Source organism: Acinetobacter sp. YH12108 (assembly GCF_013419055.1).
GTDB lineage: Bacteria > Pseudomonadota > Gammaproteobacteria > Pseudomonadales > Moraxellaceae > Acinetobacter.
The window spans coordinates 1-19291 of sequence record NZ_VPAW01000010.1 but is presented as its reverse complement, the minus strand read 5'-3'; the positions used below and the strand labels follow the sequence as shown (position 1 = coordinate 19291).

At 43.5% G+C, this 19291-nt stretch carries 17 protein-coding genes, 1 pseudogene and 1 riboswitch; of the genes and pseudogenes, 14 read left to right on the top strand and 4 right to left on the bottom strand.

The window, feature by feature from the left end; all coding sequences use genetic code 11:
* The 8 genes from FTU46_RS08130 to recJ all read left to right on the top strand — a co-directional run bounded on the left by FTU46_RS08130 (position 1) and on the right by recJ (position 9916).
* On the top strand, positions 1-2028 hold the full coding sequence (locus FTU46_RS08130; RefSeq protein ID WP_180104713.1) for a 2-oxo acid dehydrogenase subunit E2: 2028 nt from the start codon (positions 1-3) through the stop codon (positions 2026-2028).
* 88 nt (positions 2029-2116) lie between these two features.
* A riboswitch (yybP-ykoY riboswitch) is annotated at positions 2117-2257 on the top strand.
* Positions 2258-2330: 73 nt separating this feature from the next.
* The gene (locus FTU46_RS08125) at positions 2331-2906 is read left to right on the top strand and encodes a TMEM165/GDT1 family protein (RefSeq protein ID WP_159123792.1); all 576 of its coding nucleotides are present in this window, start codon (positions 2331-2333) and stop codon (positions 2904-2906) included.
* A gap of 186 nt (positions 2907-3092) precedes the next feature.
* Positions 3093-3890, top strand: a complete 798-nt coding sequence (locus FTU46_RS08120; protein ID WP_159123793.1) for an MBL fold metallo-hydrolase — start codon at positions 3093-3095, stop codon at positions 3888-3890.
* A gap of 99 nt (positions 3891-3989) precedes the next feature.
* A complete protein-coding gene (locus tag FTU46_RS08115) occupies positions 3990-4355 on the top strand; it encodes a YkgJ family cysteine cluster protein (protein WP_166137458.1) in 366 nt (121 codons plus the stop codon).
* Between the two features lie 262 nt (positions 4356-4617).
* Positions 4618-6084, top strand: coding sequence for an IMP dehydrogenase (gene guaB / locus FTU46_RS08110; protein ID WP_034170242.1), 1467 nt, complete (start codon positions 4618-4620; stop codon positions 6082-6084).
* Between the two features lie 122 nt (positions 6085-6206).
* Positions 6207-7538 carry a phosphoglucosamine mutase gene (gene glmM / locus FTU46_RS08105; protein ID WP_180104712.1) on the top strand — a complete coding sequence of 444 codons (1332 nt, stop codon included), beginning with the start codon at positions 6207-6209 and terminating at the stop codon, positions 7536-7538.
* A 15-nt stretch (positions 7539-7553) separates the two neighbouring features.
* On the top strand, positions 7554-8210 hold the full coding sequence (gene pdxH / locus FTU46_RS08100; protein WP_159123794.1) for a pyridoxamine 5'-phosphate oxidase: 657 nt from the start codon (positions 7554-7556) through the stop codon (positions 8208-8210).
* Between the two features lie 2 nt (positions 8211-8212).
* Positions 8213-9916, top strand: coding sequence for a single-stranded-DNA-specific exonuclease RecJ (recJ, locus tag FTU46_RS08095; protein ID WP_180104711.1), 1704 nt, complete (start codon positions 8213-8215; stop codon positions 9914-9916).
* Positions 9917-9980: 64 nt separating this feature from the next.
* Here recJ and FTU46_RS08090 read toward each other — a convergent pair whose 3' ends face one another.
* Together FTU46_RS08090 and FTU46_RS08085 are read right to left on the bottom strand one after the other, a co-directional pair.
* Entirely contained in the window at positions 9981-10733 is a 753-nt protein-coding gene (locus FTU46_RS08090) for a putative porin (protein ID WP_180104710.1), read from the bottom strand.
* 171 nt (positions 10734-10904) lie between these two features.
* Entirely contained in the window at positions 10905-11690 is a 786-nt protein-coding gene (locus FTU46_RS08085; protein WP_034703585.1) for a putative porin, read from the bottom strand.
* 504 nt (positions 11691-12194) lie between these two features.
* On the opposite strand from FTU46_RS08085, the gene prfB reads away from it, so the two are divergent.
* The 6 genes from prfB to FTU46_RS08055 all read left to right on the top strand — a co-directional run bounded on the left by prfB (position 12195) and on the right by FTU46_RS08055 (position 18121).
* A protein-coding gene (gene prfB, locus FTU46_RS08080; protein ID WP_180025269.1) for a peptide chain release factor 2 occupies positions 12195-13290 on the top strand; the annotation gives its coding sequence in 2 pieces (ribosomal slippage) (positions 12195-12266 and positions 12268-13290; 1095 coding nt in all).
* Between the two features lie 169 nt (positions 13291-13459).
* Positions 13460-14071, top strand: a complete 612-nt coding sequence (locus tag FTU46_RS08075) for a hypothetical protein (RefSeq protein ID WP_180025268.1) — start codon at positions 13460-13462, stop codon at positions 14069-14071.
* Positions 14072-14342: 271 nt separating this feature from the next.
* Positions 14343-14645 carry a helix-turn-helix transcriptional regulator gene (locus FTU46_RS08070; protein ID WP_180025267.1) on the top strand — a complete coding sequence of 101 codons (303 nt, stop codon included), beginning with the start codon at positions 14343-14345 and terminating at the stop codon, positions 14643-14645.
* A gap of 37 nt (positions 14646-14682) precedes the next feature.
* Positions 14683-15768 carry an alkene reductase gene (locus FTU46_RS08065; RefSeq protein WP_180104709.1) on the top strand — a complete coding sequence of 362 codons (1086 nt, stop codon included), beginning with the start codon at positions 14683-14685 and terminating at the stop codon, positions 15766-15768.
* 81 nt (positions 15769-15849) lie between these two features.
* Positions 15850-17130 (top strand): 3-deoxy-D-manno-octulosonic acid transferase, encoded by a 1281-nt coding sequence (locus FTU46_RS08060; RefSeq protein WP_180104746.1) that lies wholly within the window; start codon positions 15850-15852, stop codon positions 17128-17130.
* Between the two features lie 277 nt (positions 17131-17407).
* Complete coding sequence (locus tag FTU46_RS08055; RefSeq protein WP_179991928.1) at positions 17408-18121, top strand: 16S rRNA (uracil(1498)-N(3))-methyltransferase; 714 nt, start codon at positions 17408-17410, stop codon at positions 18119-18121.
* Here FTU46_RS08055 and FTU46_RS08050 read toward each other — a convergent pair.
* Positions 18095-19075, bottom strand: a complete 981-nt coding sequence (locus FTU46_RS08050) for a mechanosensitive ion channel family protein (protein WP_159123798.1) — start codon at positions 19073-19075, stop codon at positions 18095-18097. The two genes, FTU46_RS08055 and FTU46_RS08050, sit on opposite strands and share 27 nt — an antisense overlap.
* A 119-nt stretch (positions 19076-19194) precedes the next feature.
* Positions 19195-19291: pseudogene (locus tag FTU46_RS08045) on the bottom strand (IS5/IS1182 family transposase); the annotation flags it as partial.

Here is a 19291-nt window from a genome sequence, read left to right as displayed (position 1 = left end):
ATGCAAATTACGACTCCAGATATTGGTGTAGATAAGGCAACTGTGGCAGAAATCCTGGTGAAGGTGGGCGATACCATTTCTGTAGATGAGAGTATTGTGCTGCTGGAATCGGATAAAGCCTCTGTTGAAGTGCCAAGCACTTCAGCAGGTGTGGTCAAAAATATTCTGATTAATCAGGGTGATGAAGTATCTGAAGGTACTGTCCTGATTGAACTGCAGGCTGAAGATGATGCCAGTACGGTAGAAAGTCAGGAAGCTGATGCTGCTGACAAAACTTCGGAAAATACTCCAACTGAATTGCCTGATGAGGAAATCCTGCAGGAAGTGGCGGCACATCAGCCTAAAGCCTCTAGCCAAAGTGAACAGGCCTCTCAATCGGCTTCTACATCTACTGTAGAAGTGAAATTGCCGGATATTGGCGTAGAAAAGGCCCTGGTGGGTGAAATTCTGGTTCAGGTTGGCGATGAAGTTGAGGTGGATCAAAGCCTGGTCGTGGTTGAATCGGATAAAGCAACAGTTGAAGTACCAAGTACAGTTGCAGGTACTGTAGAAGCGATTCATATTCAGGAAGGTGATTCAGTCAAAGAGGGGGTGCTGATTCTGACAGTGAAAACTGCAGATTCAGCACCAGCTGCTGAGCAAGCAGCGCCTCAAGCAGAAGAAAAGCCAAAAGCTCAAGCAACACCTGAAGCCAAAACTGAAACAGCACCACAACAGGTGGCATCCCCTGCAGGCGATATTGAAGTAAAAGTACCTGACTTGGGTATAGACAAGGCTGCTGTAGCAGAAATTCTGGTACAGGTCGGTGATACGGTGGAGAAAGACCAGAGCATCATCGTGGTCGAATCGGATAAAGCGACAGTAGAAGTGCCGAGCACGACTGCCGGAGTGATTAAGGCGATTCATGTTGAGCTGGGCCAGAGTGTTTCTGAAGGTGTGGCACTGATTACGATTAAAGCTGAAGGACAAGCATCACCTGCTGCAGCTCCAGCGGAAAAATCAGAAGCACCTGCAGTCAAAGCTACGCCTGCACCAGCCACAGCTCCAAAAGCTGAACCTGCTGCGACACCTGAAACGCATAGTGCAGACAAGCTCACCAAAGAGCAGAACGCTGCCAATGCCAAAGTTTATGCTGGTCCTGCTGTGCGTAAACTGGCTCGTGAACTGGGTGTGGTATTGGCAGAAGTGAAGGCTTCTGGTCCGCATGAACGATTAATGAAAGAAGACCTGTTTGCGTATGTGAAAAATCGTCTGACTGCACCGCAAACAACAGCCGCACCTGCGGCAGTTACAGCTCCTGCTGGTTTGCCAAAACTGCCTGATTTCAGTGCTTTTGGTGGGGTAGAAGAGAAAGCCTTGACGCGTCTGCAACAGGTTTCGATTCCGCAGTTATCGTTAAATAACTACATCCCACAAGTGACCCAGTTTGATGCAGCCGATATCACTGAGCTGGAAGCTTGGCGTAATGAGCTGAAAGGCAACTTCAAAAAAGAAGGTATTGGCCTGACCATCATGGCTTTCATTATCAAGGCTGTAGCTTATCTGCTCAAAGAAGAGCGTGAGTTTGCCGGTCACCTGTCTGATGACGGTAAATCGGTATTGCTACGGAATGAGATCCATATGGGCATTGCGGTTGCGACGCCAGATGGTCTGACTGTTCCTGTATTACGTAACCCGGACCAGAAGTCGATCAAGAAGATCGCTATTGAGCTCGGTGAGTTAAGCCAGAAAGCGCGTGATAAGAAATTATCACCTAAAGATCTGCAAGGTGCGAACTTTACCATCACCAGCTTGGGCTCAATTGGCGGTACAGCATTTACGCCGTTGGTGAACTGGCCGCAAGTGGCGATCTTGGGTATTTCTCCTGCGACCATGCAACCGGTATGGAATGGGGAGGGCTTTGATCCACGTTTGATGCTGCCACTGTCACTGTCTTATGACCATCGCGTGATTAATGGTGCCGATGCTGCACGCTTTACCAATAAGCTGACCAAGCTGTTAAAGGATATCCGTACGCTCTTGATCTGATTCATGAATCTATGAAAATAAAAACCCTGCTCCGGCAGGGTTTTTTTATATGACAATTTGTAAATATAAACACGGTTGGCTATAATGGGCGCACTTCATTGGGGAGTAGCCGCCTTTTGCGCAAAGCAGAAGGGTGATGGTCAACATATTTGCTCAACAGGGCATGGTCATCATAGCAAAGAACCAAATGAGCTTCTCGAAGCTTTCTTTTGTTGGCAAGACCTTTGATTTACCATTCTGCAGATTTTGGCTGGCGGGAAGGGTGAATCATCGGTAGAAAATGCCAGCCAGAGAAAGACCGCATGTACGAATTCCTGCTTTCCACGGCCATCGTTGCACTTGCCGAAATGGGTGATAAGACCCAGTTACTGGCTTTGCTTCTTGCAGCACGTTTCCGCAAACCGACACCGATTTTAATTGCAATTTTACTGGCAACCCTGATTAACCATGGTCTTTCAGCAGCCCTGGGGCAATGGGTCACCACCGTTATTGGGCCAGAAATTTTGCTGTGGATCGTGTCAGTCGGTTTTATCGGGATGGCGATCTGGATGCTGATTCCGGATGAATTAGGGGATGAAAACGACAGTATCAATAAATGGCAAAAGTACGGCGTGTTTGGTGCGACTTTTGTGCTGTTCTTCCTGGCTGAAATTGGTGATAAAACCCAGATTGCGACAGTGGCACTGGCAGCACGTTTTGACAGTGTGCTTTGGGTGATGATGGGTACTACCGTCGGAATGATGATTGCCAACGCACCTGCGGTATTTATCGGTGATAAACTGGCGAATAAACTTCCAATCGGCCTGATTCATAAAATTGGCGCCAGTATTTTCTTGATCATCGGTGTCGGCACCTTGGCACAACATTATTTATTTTAAAAATAAAAATCAATTTCGTATAAATCCTGAGCTAAAAACTCGGGATTTTTTATTGTGAAATTGTGCTCAATTTACTGATAAATAAAGTGATATATCCAGTTTTATTGATTGTAAGTTCATTTAATTCCCTATATGTTATATGCCTATAGAAAAACCATCCTAAACGAAAAAAATTGGGGATTACTGATGGCCTTCGAGCGCACCACATCGCAAGTCTTGTTTGATAATGGGACACATAAATGTATTAGTTTTACCAGTCTCGTTAAAGGTGAAGGTGTCCAGGCAAACCAATTTCTGATTTTAGACAATGAGCGTGCTGCAGTACTTGATCCGGGCGGTGATTTAACTTATGTACCGTTGACCATGGAACTGAACCGCTATACCCGGTTAAGCAATCTGGATTATGTGATGGCATCGCATCAGGATCCGGACATTATTACGTCCATGCCGCGCTGGCTGGTCTATACCGAAGCCAAAGTCGTAGCTTCCAAGCTCTGGGCGCGTTTCTTGCCGCATCTGAATTCAGCCTTTATGAGTGACCGTATGAAAGGTAACTGGCTGGATCGTCTGGTTGAATTGCCGGATCATGGTCAGATCATTCCACTCGGTCAATCCAGCATTATTGCTATTCCAGCGCACTTTTTACATTCAGTCGGTAATTTCCAGTTTTATGACCCGATTGCCAAGATCCTGTTTTCTGGTGATATGGGGGCGTCAATGGTCGAGGATGCTTCAAAGCCACTGGAAAATTTTGCAGCGCACATTCCAAAAATGAAGGGATTTCACCAGCGCTACATGTGCAATAACAAGGTGATTCGTTTATGGGTACAGATGGTACGTACCATGGATGTAGACATGATTGTGCCACAACATGGAACACCATTTGTGGGTAAAGAACAGATTAACCAGTTTCTGGACTGGATTGAAACACTGGAATGTGGCACTGATTTAATGGATGAAACTGTTTTTACTTGTCCTGAATAGTTCAAGAAAATTTTAAATTTTTTCTTGAGTAGAAAAACAACATTTTTTATATTTTCCGCCGGCAAAAAAACTGTTTTTGATGACGAGAATTTATAAGAAATGTTGTCTCAAGTTCCTACACAAGATGCATGTTTAAGTTGTGGCGCATGTTGCGCCTATTTCAGGGTTTCATTTTATTGGGCAGAGGGGATTCCCATGCCTGAGCACTATACTGAGCCTGTCACCTCGGTCTATTCATGCATGGCGGGAACCAATCAGAAAAATCCGCGCTGTGTTGCGCTAGAAGGCAAGATTGGCGAGCAGGTGAGTTGCGGCATGTACGAGCTACGTAGCTCATCCTGTAAAGAAGTGCAGATCGCTGATGCCCAGTGCAATAAAGCACGGATGGCACACAATATGATTCCATTCATCCAGATTGAGCCGGATGAAGCCGAAAATGATGATAATTTCGAACGGGTGAGCTAAATTCAAACTCAAGATTTAAAAAGCAGGGTATGGACTCTGCTTTTTTTATGGGAGAAAAAATTAGTAAGGGATTTTGTAAAGCAAATAAATATGATGACTACTCTGGCATATTTAAATTGTTGATTGAATAGTCAAATTTACAGGTTTAGATATTCGGATTAAATCTAAGTCCAGATTTAGACAAAATAAATTTTGCAATTGCAATGAAATTTAGAGCTAAATTTGTTTATAATAGCGCACGGAAATTACCAGTGAGACTGTTATGTTGACCATCGTTCAAGACGCGTTAACCTTCGATGATGTCCTATTACTCCCTGCCTACTCTACTGTTCTCCCAAAAGATGTCTCTCTAAAGACACGCCTGACTCGCGGCATTAACCTGAATATCCCACTTGTTTCAGCAGCTATGGATACTGTGACTGAGTCACGTATGGCAATTGCGATGGCACAAAATGGCGGTATCGGTATTCTGCACAAGAACATGGATATTGCTGCCCAGGCCGCAGAAGTACGCCGTGTGAAAAAATTTGAAGCCGGTATGGTGAAAGATCCGATCACAGTTACCCCAGAAACTACAGTACGTGAACTGATCGCTGTAACTCAAGCGAATAACATCAGTGGCGTACCCGTGGTTAAAGACGGTAAAGTGGTTGGTATCGTGACAGGTCGTGATACACGTTTTGAAACCAATCTGGAACAGCCGGTTAGCAATATCATGACTGGCCAAGACCGTCTGGTGACTGTGCGTGAAGGCGAATCGAAAGAAAACATTCAGGCCTTATTGCAAAAAAACCGTATTGAAAAAGTGATCGTTGTCGGCGAAAACAACGAATTAAAAGGCTTGATCACGGTAACTGATTTCCGTAAAGCGGAACTTTATCCAAATAGCTGTAAAGATGATTTAGGTCGTCTACGTGTAGGTGCAGCAGTCGGTACGGGTGCTGAAACACCAAGCCGTGTAGAAGCACTGGTTGATGCTGGTGTAGATGTGATCGTTGTGGACACTGCACATGGTCACTCTGCGGGTGTGATCGAGCGTGTACGCTGGGTCAAACAGAACTACCCGCAAGTTCAAGTGATTGGCGGTAACATCGCCACTGGTGATGCTGCGCTTGCATTGCTTGATGCGGGTGCGGACGCAGTAAAAGTAGGGATCGGTCCTGGCTCAATCTGTACAACTCGTATTGTGGCTGGTATTGGTATGCCACAAATCTCTGCAATTGATTCTGTTGCACGTGCATTGAAAGAACAGATTCCATTGATTGCTGATGGTGGTATCCGTTTCTCTGGAGATATGGCAAAAGCGATTGGCGCTGGTGCAAGTACCATCATGGTGGGTTCACTGATGGCCGGTACTGAAGAAGCACCGGGCGAAGTTGAATTCTTCCAGGGCCGTTACTACAAGGCTTACCGTGGTATGGGTTCTTTGGGTGCGATGGCCGGTGCAACTGGTTCTGCTGACCGTTACTTTCAGGATTCTAAAGCCGGTGCTGAAAAACTGGTTCCTGAAGGTATTGAAGGTCGCGTACCGTACAAAGGCCCAATGGGCAATATCGTGCATCAGATGATGGGCGGTCTGCGTTCTTCTATGGGCTATACTGGTTCTGCAACGATTGATGATCTTCGTCAAAATGCCAAGTTTGTGAAAATCACATCTGCCGGTATGTCTGAGTCTCACGTGCATGATGTAACCATCACCAAAGAAGCGCCAAACTACCGTATGGGTTAACTTTCGCTGATTGTTTACTCTAAAAAAGCCGTCATCCTCATGACGGCTTTTTTGTTTTGGTGTACAGTGTTGCACAATGAAAAAGGATGATGTAAATCACCCGCTAAGAAGTGAGACAAAGCATGAGTTATTTTGGTACCGATGGTATTCGTGGAAAATTTGGTGAGTTACCGATTACACCTGAATTTGCCCTGAAATTAGGTTTTGCGGCAGGAAAAGTATTAAAACGAAATAGCAAAAAAAGCAAACCATTGGTGGTACTGGGTAAAGATACCCGTTTATCTGGTTATATTCTGGAATCTGCGCTACAGGCAGGACTCAATGCGGCAGGTGTTTATGTGCATCTGCTTGGACCTTTGCCAACCCCGGCCATTGCCCATTTGACCCGTGCTTTGCATGCCAGCCTCGGTATTGTCATTTCTGCATCACACAATCCGTATTTCGATAACGGCATTAAGTTTTTCTCGAGTGAAGGTAAAAAACTGCCTGATGCTTTGCAGGATCAGATCAACCAGGAACTGGAAAAAGAACTAGTAATTGAAGATAACGCGAACTTGGGTAAAAGTTTCCGTGTGAAAGATGCTAATGGTCGTTATATCGAATTCTGTAAGTCGACTTTCCCATACCATTTAGACCTGAATGATTTAACCATTGTCGTTGACTGTGCCAATGGTGCAGCTTATAGCGTTGGCCCTGCGGTTTTCCGTGAACTGGGTGCTAAGGTTATTTCCATCTATGATGAACCGACCGGTCTGAATATCAATGAGAACTGTGGTTCAACTCATCCGGAAAATCTGCAAAAAGCAGTGGTTGAGCATGGTGCTGATTTAGGCATAGCCTTCGATGGTGATGCTGACCGCGTGATTATGGTCGATAAAAACGGTGAGCAAATTACCGGTGATCATATTCTGTATATTCTTGCGACTCAGGCAAAAAATAAGCCAGCTGGGATTGTTGGTACCTTGATGAGCAATATGGCGCTGGAACTGGCACTGGAAAAAGCCGGAGTAGAACTGTTGCGTGCCAAAGTCGGTGATCGTTATGTACTGCAAGGTCTGGAAGAAAAAGGCTGGTCGATTGGTGGCGAGCCATCAGGTCATATCCTGACTTTAGACAAGAGCACCACAGGCGATGCGATTATTGCTGCACTACAAGTCTTAACCGTGATGGTCGAGCAGAAGAAAGCGCTACATGAGTTAGTGGCTGACTTTAAATTATTGCCGAATGTCTTGGTGAATGTACGTCTGAATACCATGTTTGACCCGTACTCAGTGCCTGCTTTGACTGCAGAGTTTAGCAAAGCTGAAGAGCAGCTCAAAGGCCGTGGCCGTTTACTGATCCGTAAGTCAGGGACTGAACCGGTGATCCGTGTCATGGTGGAAGGCGAGGATCTTGCAGAGGTGACCACCCTGGCAAATTCATTGGCTGATGCGGTACGTGCCAACGCCGCTTAAATGGGGGAAGAGTGAATGAGCGATCTGATTAAGGATCTAAGTGAACTGCGTCTGAACTACCAAAAAGGCGAGCTACATGAAGATCAGGTCAATCCCAATCCGCATATGCAGTTTTTGCAGTGGTTTAACCATGCACTTGCTGCACAGCTGCATGAACCTTATGCCATGTCATTGGCAACTGCAAATGCACAGGGTCGTCCGCATGTGCGCACAGTGTTGCTGCGTGGTGCGACTGAAGCGGGTTATGATTTCTATACCAATTATGATAGTCAGAAAGGTCTGGATCTGGCCGAAAACCCGTATGCAGAATTGCTGTTTTACTGGCAGGAACAGGAACGTCAGATCCGGATTAGCGGTAAGGTAGTTAAAATTTCGGAAGAAGAATCGACTGATTATTATCATAAACGTCCACGTGAAAGTCAGATCGCTGCTCATATCAGTACTCCGCAAAGTGGTGTGGTTGCGAGTCGTGAAGAACTACAGCAACGTTTCTGGAATCTGCATCAGCAGGTTGCCAATCAGGAAGAGCTGGATAAACCGGTATTCTGGGGCGGCTATCGTTTGCAGCCGGACTATTATGAATTCTGGCAGGGGCGCCCCAACCGTTTACATGACCGCCTGAGTTATGAAAAAATCGATGGGGCGTGGAAACTACAACGATTGATGCCATAACAATGCCTAAACTTGAAATCAAGCAAAGACCTTTACTGACACGCCCTGAATCTTTTCAGGGCGTGCCTTCATTTGTAGCTAACATTCTGGCACGCCGTGGCGTGGAATCTGAACAGGAGCTGGAGCTGAAACTCAAGCATCTGCTGGCTCCGACCATGAAAGGTTTAACGGAAGCGGTCCAGCTGATTGATCAGGCTATAGATGCCGGCCAGAAAATCGTAATTGTCGGTGACTATGATGCTGATGGGGCGACCAGTACCACACTGATGGTCCTGGCTTTACGTGATATGGGTGCCCATGTTGAGTATCTGGTTCCTGACCGGTTTAAGTATGGTTATGGCCTGACACCTGCGATTGCGGATCTGGCTTTTGCTAATTTTACGCCGGATCTTTTAATCACAGTGGATAACGGGATTTCCAGTCATGAAGGCGTGAAACAGGCGCAAGATCATGGTATGCAGGTGATTATTACCGATCACCACTTAACTACCAAGCCTACACCTGCAGCAGAGGCTGTGGTCAATCCCAATCAGCTGGGTTGTGATTTTCCAAGTAAGGCTTTGGCAGGTGTAGGGGTAGCTTTTTATGTTCTGGCAAATCTATCGACTCATCGTAAAAAGTTGGGTAAATCTTCAACGGTTATTACCAATTATCTGGATCTGGTCGCTTTAGGTACTTATGCAGATGTCGCAAGTCTGGACTATAACAACCGTATTCTGGTGGATGCCGGCTTAAAACGGATTCAACATCATCTTTGCCGACCTGGCATCAGTGCCTTGCTAGAGATTGCTGGTCGTGATGCAGCTACGCTCAAAGCGCAGGATCTGGGTTTTGTGCTTGGCCCACGCATTAATGCAGCGGGTCGTATGGAAACCATGGATATCGGGATCGAGTGTTTGCTTGCTCCGGATCTGGCAACCGCTTATCCACTCGCAGAACAGCTGAATAAACTCAATGTCGAACGTCGTCAGGTAGAAGGCAAAATCAAGCAAGAAGCTTTGACTGAACTGGAAAAAATCCAGCTGGATGAGAATACTTTGCCAGCCGCGCTGATCATGTTTGAACAGCACTGGCATCAGGGTGTGATCGGGATTGTGGCGGGGCGTTTAAAAGAACAGTTTCATCGTCCAAGTATTGTGTTCGCAGCAGATGAAGATGGGATTCATATCAAAGGTTCAGCACGTTCCATTGAAGGGATTCATATCCGGGATAGTATTGAACGGATAGCAGAGCAGTATCCGCATCTGGTCAGCCATTTTGGTGGGCACGCGGCCGCAGCGGGACTAACCATTAAAAAACAGCATTTTGCTGAATTTAAACAGGTCTTTGAACAGCTGATTGCAGAGATGGATGAAAGCCTATTTACCGCTACGCTGTGGACTGATGGGGAACTACCGGCATCAGCTTTCCAAATTGAAACGGTCGATTTACTGCAAAACTTAAGTCCATGGGGACAAAAGTTTCCTCAACCGATTTTTGAAGGCATCTTTAAGATTCTGGATTACAGCTGGCTCAAGGATGTACATCTGAAATTACGTGTTGCCTTAGAGAATGGACAGGTTGTGGATGCGATTGCCTTTAGTGCCATCGATAAATACAAGTTTGATCCGATGAAGCAGCATGTACGTCTGGTCTATGAACTGGATAAAAATGTCTTTAATGGCAATGTTAGCCTGCAAATGCGAATTGCTCATCTGGAACAATAAATTATTCAAATAAAAAACCGCTCAATTGAGCGGTTTTTTTTTTTGGGACTTTTAATCTTGGAGATTAGAAGCGGTATGCACCACGTACGCCAAAGATATTGCCTTCGTCAGCAAAATCAATTGAACCTTCTAGGCTAACTTGTTGATTGAAGAATTTCTTCGCGCGAATAGTGAAAACATCACTATTATCAATATCGGAATCAGAATAGCCCAGACCAACACTGAAAGTTTTGTCTAAATATAAATCTGCACCGAGGCTATAAGCATCAAGATCACCGAAGCTTGCGCCACCTTCAAAGTTCATGTCGTATTGACCGACTTGAGTGACATATTTGGCACGTAAGGTTGGATCAACATCATCGCCTGCGTCATTGTCATAACCAGCTAAGCCAACAGCCACTAATAGACCAGGAACCGGTAAATAACCTAATTCTGCTGAGTATATAGTTGTGTCATCATCACCAATTGGTGTATCAGTAGATGATTGACCAATATTACCACTTACATAAAAATCTGAATTTGGAACAAAATATTCAACACCTACATTAAATGTAGTCACATCAAATAAATCGTAATCAATATAAGAAACCGCTGCATTGATATTGCTTGCACGATTTAAAAATGCTGCTTCATTAAGAGGCGAGTTTTTAACTTGGACTGGATTGAAGTAGTAAGTTCCATCAATTGCGAAACCAGTAGAAGTATCCCCATTGTCTGGATCAACCAGAGCAATCGTACCGCCCACTTCAGCTTGATAAGCGTGAGCAGTTCCTAGGCTAGCAATAAGTACTGTAGCAAGAGTAAGTTTCTTAAGCATTTAGAGTTCTCTCTTTGTTATAAAATATGGCTGTTTTATTAACAGTTGTAACAAATTGTACAGATAATAATCGCCCCGTCAATGTGCAAAAACTACCTAAATGCTTGTTTAAAGTGCAATAAAAAACCCATCCGAAGATGGGTTTTTTATAATGAAATTTCTTAGTTTGGATTAGAAGCGGTATTTCGCAGCTAGACCAAATTTGTTGTAGTCTTGGTTACCAATTTCACCAAAACCTACACGACCTTCCAAGCTCACTTGTTCATTAAAGAATTTACGTGCACTTACACCAAATTCATTTGAGTCATATGGGCCATTGTCTTTGCTTTGATAATCAGCACCAACACTTAAAGTTTTGTCGATGAAGTAGTCAGCTTTTAAGTTGTACTCATCCAGGTCGCCAAAGGCAGCGCCAGCTTCAAGGTTAATGTCTTTACCATTGCTTAAAGTGGTCACATATTTAGCACGTAAAGTTGGATCTACACCGTCATCATAGTCATTGTCATAACCTTTTACACCTGCTGCAATTAACAGACCTGGTGCAGGTAAATAACCGACTTCGGCACTATAAACGGTTTCGTCAAAATCAGGTGCATAGTCGTATTTAGAATCATCACGACCTACGCTACCACTCAAATAAAAATCTGAGTTTGGTACGAAGTATTCAGCACCTACACCATAACGGTGACGTTCTGAAGAGTCGTAATCATCATATTGATATTGAGCTTTCACATTACTTGCACGATCAAGGAAAGCTGCTTCGGCTAATGGTGCATTACGTGTTTCAACTGGATTAAAGTAGTATGTGCCATCAACACCAAAAGAGCCGCTTGAGCTACCATTATCCGGGTCTGTTAGGCCTGCAGATGCACCCACTTCTACTTGATAAGCATGAGCTGCTGTACCTGTAAGAGCTACGGCTGAAAGTAATGCTGAAGCGATTGCTAGTTTTTTCATGCGGATACTCCCCTCTGAAAAATATGGCTAAAATTAATACACTTTTTGTTACAACTTTAAGTCTAGACCAATTCCAATAATCGTCAATCAAAGGAAAGTTACTACATTGTGAGTAAGGTAATATTATGTAATTTTCATTTAATAACTAATTGAATTTAAAAACTAAAAATAAAATGTTTTGTTTTATTAAAAGTGTGTAGATATTGTGGAATGTATTGAAAATGCTATTTTTTATCTTATTTTGTAGGGGTTTTAGGGTTTTAAAATGAATCAAAAACTGAGTATAAAAATATAGCGAAATATATTTAAGAATAGAATGAGAAAGTATTAAAAATAATATTTAGCTATTTTATCGGGCTGACAAATTTTGTAATTAAAAAATGTGCTAGTGACATTTTCTTGCTTAGCTTTAAAGATGGATTTATCGCTATAAATTGGTGAAATAGACTGTGATATAATATTGACCTAAGAATTTATACCTAATTTTGATTGAGAGTAATTCACGTGGAAATTAATCCGTATCTAAACCAATTAAAAGACTTAAACGAACGTGGTCAAACACTACGGGGGTATCTTTGACTACGATCTGAAAAAAGAGCGTTTAGAAGAAGTCCTGCGTGAATTAGAAGACCCGGCGATCTGGAATGACCAGAGTCGTGCTCAGGCCATGGCCAAAGAAAAAGGCGAGCTTGAAAATGTACTTAATGTACTGGACGGCTTAACGACCCAGCTTGAAGATGCCCAAGCGATGCTTGATCTTGCGGTTGAAGCAGATGAAGAAGCGATGCTGGAAGATGTGCAGGCTGAGCTGAATGCAGCTGAAGAAGAACTGGCGAAGCTTGAATTCCGTCGTATGTTCAGTAATCCGATGGATCCAAACCCATGCTATGTGGAAATTCAGGCAGGTTCAGGTGGTACAGAAGCACAAGACTGGGCATCGATGCTGCTGCGTATGTACATGCGCTGGATTGAACGTCATGGTTTTAAAGCAGAAGTGATGGAAGAGTCTGACGGTGATGTAGCCGGGATAAAGTCTGCTACGATCCGTGTAGATGGTGAGTATGCCTATGGCTGGTTACGTACCGAATCAGGTGTACACCGTCTAGTACGTAAATCACCATTCGACTCGGGTAACCGCCGTCATACCTCATTCTCTGCAGTATTTGTATCGCCTGAAGTGGATGACAATATTGAAATTGAAATCAATCCTTCAGATGTCCGTACCGATACTTACCGTGCCTCGGGTGCCGGTGGTCAGCACATTAACAAAACTGACTCTGCGGTACGTTTGACTCATATTCCAACCGGTATTGTGGTGGCCTGTCAAAACCAGCGTTCACAACATGCCAACCGTGACCATGCCTGGAAACAGTTACGTGCAAAACTCTATGAACTGGAAATGAGCAAACGTAATGAAGCGGCTCAAGCATTAGAAGACTCGAAGTCTGACATTGGTTGGGGTAGCCAGATCCGTTCTTATGTACTGGATGACTCACGTATCAAAGACTTGCGTACCAGTGTGGAAAGCTCGAACACCGGTGCAGTGCTGGATGGTGACCTGGATAAATTTATTGAAGCCAGCTTGAAAATGGGTCTTTAAGGTTCATAATTTGATTTCCTTATATAGGAATATGTAAGGAAATCAATACTATTTATTCTCTTTAAAAACATAAAAATAATAAAATCTTCTCAATTAAAATCTTATTGATGGTATTTATAAAAGATAAAAATCAAAGCCTCTTGAAAATTATAAATAAAAGGAAATGAGCATGTCCGGCAAAATTAAATATAGATATTCAAAAATTTTAATTTTATTGCCCTGTTTTTTTCTAGCATCTTGTTTGACGCCTTATAGCAAACCAAATGCGTTATATACTTTTAATGCTGTTACAGATAGTCCAGAAGGTGTTATATTTTTTAATAAAAATAAAAGCAGTCAAGCCATGCTGTTCTACAAGACGTCATTACTAACTCTATATAAGGCTAGATTGTTTAATAGACTGAATTTAGAGATTAAAAATTGTGCAGAGTTTGTTAAAATAACCAGCTGCATTTGGTATGCAGATATTGTGTTAAATCATGCAGAAGCTGAACAATACGGTGAGATTTTGTTGAATGATTATTGGGATGTAGAAGATCAAGAAGGAAAATTTTATATACGTTCTATCGATAGTGAACAAAGATTTAAACGTCTATTAAATTCTAAGCAAAGTCATTTTCATTTTTCTTTGGCTACGGCTGAGGGCAATAGTGAAAATGCGGGTAAGTATTTATCTGGTCTACGGATAAAAAATAACTATATAGAAATTAAACCAAATCATGTTGAAATTTTCAAAAAACCATCTCGAATTAGTCGAATGATGTGGATCCATACACAATAAATTAATGATGAATCTCTTAAAGCTGTTTAAAATAATGTCTTTAAAGTTAAAAAAACAGAGGACCAGCCTCTGTTTTTTTAACTTTAAAATTTGCCGATGCGCATGCATAAAAACAGCTTGATCAGACAATGCTAGAATGATCTGAGGTTGTACAAAATTACAGCAATTTACAAAATGAACATAAATATCGATAATTTTCGATATTAATATCGAATAAATTCGATATAATGATTTTTGCTAAGGTGCTGATCATCAATATGAGTGAAATGAGATGGACACAGAAGCGATTTATAAAGCCTTGGCCAACCCGATTAGACGCCAGATTCTACAGTGTTTGAAAGAACCTGAGCGTTTCATTTCCGCCGAAGAATGCGGACATGATTTTAGTCGTGGCGTATGTGCGGGGCAGATCGAAAAAATCGCGGACATTTCTCAATCGACCATGTCGAATCATTTGTCGGTGTTGCAACAGGCAGGACTGATTCAGGTGACCAAATATGGGCAATGGTCTTATTTTTCTCGTAATGAGGCACTGATTCAGGAATTTTTACAACATTTACAGCATGCGCTTTAGACTGAAATCAGTTGGCAAGCTGTGAGAGGATGGCTTGATGACAGATTTTTCAACCCCAGTTCAATTCGGTGAACTTAAACTTAAAAACCGCGTGGTGATGGCACCCCTGACCCGTAGCCGTGCCACAGCAGACCGTGTTCCGACCGCCATGATGGCCGAATATTATGCACAACGTGCCAGCGCAGGGTTAATCATTTCCGAAGCGACTGTGATTTCAGAAGAAGCTAATGGTTACCGCAATACACCTGGGCTATTTACAGATGCACAGGTCGAAGGCTGGAAACTGGTAACCAATGCTGTACATGAGAAGGGTGGTTTAATCGTTGCCCAACTATGGCATGTGGGACGTGTTTCTGATCCAGAGCTGTTAAATGGTGAAACACCAGTGTCTGCAAGTGCAGTACAACAGGCGGGTCATGTCAGCTTATTACGTCCAAAGCGTCCATACGTTACGCCACGCCCCTTGGAAGTTTCTGAAATTCACGCGATTACCGAGCAATACAAGCAAGCCGCGATTCGTGCCAAAGACGCCGGTTTTGACGGTGTTGAATTACATGCTGCCAATGGTTATCTGATTGACCAGTTCCTGCAAAGCAAAACCAATCAGCGTGAGGATGAATACGGCGGTTCAGTCGAAAACCGTACACGTTTCCTGCTAGAGGCAACTGATGCACTGATTGAAGTATGGGGTGCGGATCGAGTAGGGGTACATTTTGCGCCGCGTGGTGATGACCATGACATGGGCGACAATGATCCACGTGAAACATTTGGCTATGCCATGGAGCAACTGGGCAAGCGCAAGATTGCCTTCTTCTTTACCCGTGAATATCTGGCTGAAGACAGTATTTCCGAATATATGAAAGAGCGTTCTGGTGGAGTGCCTTATATTGCCAATATGCAACTGAGTCGTGAAGATGCGATTGAGCTACTGGCAGCTGAAAAGGCAGATGCAGTCGCATTTGGTAAAGCCTACATTGCAAATCCTGATCTATACGAACGTCTGCTTGATAATGCACCGCTTAATGAGCTGAAAATGGAAAATATGATCGGCAGTCAGGTGGCTGAAGGTTATATTGATTATCCAACTTTGGCAGAAGTTAGAGTATTAAGCACCATAGAATAATTCGAAATAAGAGCCACATCGATTAACATGTTGATGTGGCTCTGTTATATTTTGCCGATTGAATCTGTTTTGGGGCGCAATGTGGCTACTCCATTCTGGTATAACGCAGCCTTGGCGCTAGCGAAACCGCTTTATCAATCCCGTATACGTAAACGTGCAACCAGTCCGGAACAATTAGAACAAGAACTGCTGGAACGTTTTGGTCCTTTCCAGTCCCCTAAAAACCTACAGGCGATCTGGTTTCATGTGGTATCCGTAGGGGAAACCAATGCCGCTCAACCTTTAATTGAACATTACTTAAAACTTGGGCATCCGGTTCTAGTGACCAATACCACCAAGACCGGGCAGGCACGTGCTAAATCACTTTTCTTGAAAGAACCTTATTTAGACTTATTCCAGGCTGTATATTTGCCAGCTGACCAGAAAACCCTGATTCGTGATTTTTATCAAAAATATCAGCCTAAATTGCTGTTATTGATGGAGACTGAGCTCTGGCCAAATCTGATTGACCAGGCACCGAATTTTAATGTGCGTTGCCTATTATTGAATGCCCGTCTTTCTGAAAAATCTGCCAAAGGCTATGGCAAAGTCAAAGGCCTAACCCGTGGCATGCTTAAGAATTTAACCGGCCTTTTGGCTCAGGATACAGCAACCCAGCAGCGTTATATTGATCTAGGTATAGCTTCAGAAAAAACTCAGGTCTTGGGCAATATCAAGTTTGATATCACGGCACCGCAGCAATTTATTAATCATGCGGCTCAATTGAAACAGGAATGGTCTCTGCAAGGCCGGAAGATCATTACTCTCGCCAGTACACATGCCCCAGAAGAGCAGCAATTGATGGCTGAGCTTAAAGCTGCGTTAGATGCAACTCCAGCATTGGTTTGTATCGTGGTGCCACGCCATCCGGAACGTTTTGATGAGGTGTTCCAAGCTGCACAGTCCTTAGGTTTAAGAACCCAACGTCGTAGTCTGGGGCAACGTATCGAAGAAGATACTCAGGTTTATCTGGCAGATTCCATGGGCGAGATGTGGCTGTGGTATGCCTTGAGCCAAGCCTGTTATGTTGGTGGTTCCCTGAATGAACCGGGTGGTGGACATAATATTCTGGAGCCGGTTGCGCTGAATGTTCCAACGATTCTGGGTAAAAACTATTTTAACTTTCAGACGATTGTCGATGAGTTTGTCCAGGCGCATGCCGTAGAAGTGGTGCAGGATGCTAAGCAGGCTGCTGAGACTTTGCTAGAAATTCTGAATAATTCAGCTAAAGCTGAAAGCTTGAATACTGCTGCACAAAAGATTATGCAGCAAAATCAGGGTTCACTTGAAAGGCATATTCAGGCGATTGATCAATATCTTTGATTATATTCTGATTTGTGAAGAAGCCGATTTTCATGGATTGACTGTATAAGGTTAAAACTAGGCTTTATCTTTATAGATTTAATGCTAGGAACTCTTCTTTCTTTTACTTTTGTTTCGGCAAAAGTAACAAAACCATTTGTCATCCACAAAACTCGTCATATACCATCTTTTTGCAGAGATATCGCAGAACCTATATCAGGCAAAAAGAGTCCTGCCTCGGACAATTGTGGATGAAGTTTCCGCGTATCCAGTGATGGATTTGTTGAGTTAATTTTTTATGAATATCGTCCTGCTTGATCCCCGCCAAACCGAATCTGAACTATGGCCGATTAGCTCAAAGCGACAACTGGAGCATTTGCAACAGCATCTTGAGATTCAGGTTGGTGACACATTAAAAGTTGGGATTCGGGAAGGGAAACGGTATTTAACTGAAGTTGTCGAAATTTCTGAAAAAGCAGTTTTATTGAAACCGATTCAAGAAGAATCAGTCCCTGCAAAGCTGCCTGTTACCTTGATTGTGGCCTTGCCACGCCCTAAAGTTTTGCGCCGTCTGATCATGGATGCTGTCACCATGGGCGTAGAGAAAATCATTTTATTGCATAGCTATCGGGTGGATAAAAGCTATTGGCAGACCCCATTTTTGCAGCAGCTGAATCATTATATCGATCTTGGGCTAGAACAGGCAGGAGATACGCTTGCTCCGAAAATTGAGCTGTATAAACGCTTTAAACCTTTTGTTGAAGATATTTTGCCGGGACTCATTACAGCAGACTGTCCAGCCTTTGTTGCACATCCTTATGCGGAACAGCCGATGCCATATGCACTTCAGCATCCTTGCACGATTGTCATTGGCCCCGAAGGTGGCTTTATTCCGTATGAAGTTGATTTGCTCATAAAAAACGGCTGCCAAGCAGTGAGCCTTGGCAACCGTATTCTCCGTACTGAAACGGCGATTTCATATGTTTTAGGTCGACTGTTTAGCGCGAGCTGAGGCATCTTCATGGCCATCGCCACGATAGACTTTCACTTCCTGCACCGGATATGGAATCGAAATATTATGTTCAGCAAAGGCTTGTATCACCCGTTCCTGAACTGCACTGATTGAGGTGCCTATGCCTGTTTCAGTGGTATTGACCCACCATAAGGCTTTGAGAGTAATCGAGAAGTCTGCCAGTGCAATCACATTGACGCTAAATGCAGGTTGACTCAGGATGGTCGGATCTTTATCCAGAATTGCAGTAATAATATCCTTGGCTTTCTGGATATCATCTTCATAACCGATCCCGACCGAAAATTCACAGCGGCGACGGGTATAAGCAGTATTCACCGTGACTGCACTGGTATAGACCGTAGCATTTGGAATTACGATACGACGACCATCTGGCGAGCGTAAAAAAGTTGCACGAATCTGGATATCTTCCACGGTACCCTCCAGACCATTCACGATAATGTCATCGCCAATCTTGAAAGGTTCACCCAGCAAAATCAGTACACCTGAGAGCAGATTCTGGAAAATATCCTTAAATGCGAAACCGATCGCCACCGAACCAATCCCAAGCGCACTCATCAGCTGACCTGGGGTGAAACCTGGAATTGCAATCACCAGCCCGATTAATACGCCAAAGAAAACAATCACCGTACTACCGACACGGTTCAGCACCAGTACCAGATTCTGTCGGGTATAAGTACGGTTTTCTAAAGTCTTACGGACAAAAAACTTAAACAGTTTTGACAGTAACCAGAAAATGACAATGACTGTCAGTGCGATGCAGAAATAAGGCACACGCTCCCAGAAACCCTCCATGATCTTGTCAATGGTGCTATAGGCATCATTGTACTTGGAGGTATGTTCGATCACGGTTTGGGCAGTTTTTTCAGTCGCCTGATGCAGGAGCTCAGTCGTCCCTTCAGTTACCTGGCTTAAAGTATTCTCTTGCTCAGCCACAAAAACTCCACAATTTAAATTTCGCTTATTTTGCCTCAACTACAGCAAAAAATTAACAACAGCGAAATTTATACACAATATATTTAGGATCTGTTGACACTTACTGTTCATAATTAACCCTATAACGGTAGCCATAAAAATATACAGGCTAAGGCAACAGAACTTTGATAATTTCTTTTGAGCTTGTCATATCGAGTAGCTATTCCTCTAAATTGC